The 1,172-nt window shown below is 35.0% G+C and carries 1 protein-coding gene; it reads left to right on the forward strand.

Annotated elements, in window-relative coordinates; translation table 11 throughout:
• On the forward strand, positions 1-1,063 hold a 1,063-nt coding region (locus KA909_RS13240; RefSeq protein WP_210130325.1), incomplete at its 5' end, for a phage major capsid protein.
• Between the last annotated feature and the right edge of the window lie 109 nt (positions 1,064-1,172).

The following is a 1,172-nucleotide window of genomic DNA, read 5'->3' on the forward strand; positions in this document are numbered from 1 at the left end:
ATTACGAGACTTAGAAGAAGAAGATCCGAAAGAAATTTCAGCAGAAGTGAATAATCGTGTAGTAGACAACGGTATTTTAGCGAAACGTTCACAAGATCCTTTAACTTCAGAAGAACGCAAATTCTTCAATGAAATTAATACAGAAGTTGGCTATAAAGAAGAAAAATTATTACCTGAAACAGTCATTGAACGTGTGTTTGATGATTTACAATCAGAACATCCATTCCTTTCAAAAATCAACATTCAAAATGCAGGTTTAGTAACACGTGTCATTAAAGCAGAACCAACAGGTCAAGCTGTTTGGGGTAAAATCTTTGGTGAAATCAAAGGCCAATTAGATGCTGCATTTGATGAAGAAGAATTCAAACAATCTAAATTAACTTGTTTCGTAGTTATTCCGGATGACTTAAAAATGTTCGGGCCTAACTGGGTAGAACGTTTTGTTCGTACTCAAATCGAAGAAGCTATTTCAGTAGCATTAGAAGCTGCATTCTTAACAGGTGAAGGTGCATCTAAAGACCAACCAGTTGGATTAATGAAAGATATTCAAGAAAATGGCGGTGTCGTTGATAAAACAACATCTGGAACTTTAACTTTTGCAGATGCAGATACAACTGTAAATGAATTAAAAGACGTATTAAAAGGCTTATCTGTTAAAGAAAACGGTAAAGAAGTAAACATTGACGGTAAAGTTGTATTAGTAGTTAATCCACAAGACTCATGGGACGTACAAGCACGTTACACTTACTTAACTGCTAATGGTGGTTTTGTAACTGTTTTACCTTACAACGTATCAATTGTAACTTCTGAATTCGTACCTGCTAATAAATTAGTAGCTTTTGTATCAGATCGTTATGATGCAGTACGTGGTGGCGGATTAACAGTGAAAAAATTCGACCAAACTTTAGCATTAGAAGATTGTATTTTATACACTGCTAAAACGTTTGCTTATGCACAACCTGCAGATAATAACGCATCTCGTGTTTATGACTTGAAATTATCTACTGCAATTCGTACTTCAACACCAGCTGGTGGCACTACAGACGGTAAAGCTCAAGCATAGAAACGGGGTGATGTAAATGGAAAACATCACTATATCAAATGAGATTCTAGACGAATTTAAAGAATATACAAAGATATCTCATGATACAGAAGATGAACACTTAAAACGT

Origin of the sequence: Staphylococcus sp. GDX8P54P (assembly GCF_017893165.1) — a bacterium.
GTDB lineage: Bacteria > Bacillota > Bacilli > Staphylococcales > Staphylococcaceae > Staphylococcus > Staphylococcus borealis.